Annotated in this window: 1 protein-coding gene; it reads right to left on the bottom strand. The window is 49.0% G+C overall.

Annotated features, from left to right (window positions below):
* Window positions 1–37: 37 nt before the first annotated feature.
* Window positions 38–288, bottom strand: a 251-nt coding sequence (locus AACQ83_RS24480) for a hypothetical protein (protein WP_240000923.1), incomplete at its 5' end; no start/stop codon positions are given.

The following is a 288-nucleotide window of genomic DNA, read 5'->3' as shown; positions in this document are numbered from 1 at the left end:
CTCCGGGATCATCACAGTCTTACTTCTTCCGAGGTCCTCACTTTGGGGACGGCTTGACCGAGCTGTATTTACTCGCCCACGCTTTAGCAATATGCAGACAGTCATCGTACATCTTGCCCTTTCTGCTTGCTGATGAAGCTCTTCGATAGTGATCGACTGCCTTGTCACTTGCCATGCCTGAGATTGAATCGGAATAGCCCAGTTTCAATAAGTCGGCCTGGATGTTCTTAGCTATGAATTCTTGGGGGTTCATATGCAACCTCCTTTTTACCTCCCCCAACCAAACCG

Origin of the sequence: Photorhabdus sp. S10-54, assembly GCF_963878145.1 — a bacterium.
GTDB classification, from domain to species: domain Bacteria; phylum Pseudomonadota; class Gammaproteobacteria; order Enterobacterales; family Enterobacteriaceae; genus Photorhabdus; species Photorhabdus kayaii.
Note: the sequence above shows the minus strand (reverse complement) of the source record. Positions and strands in the feature narration are given on the sequence as shown.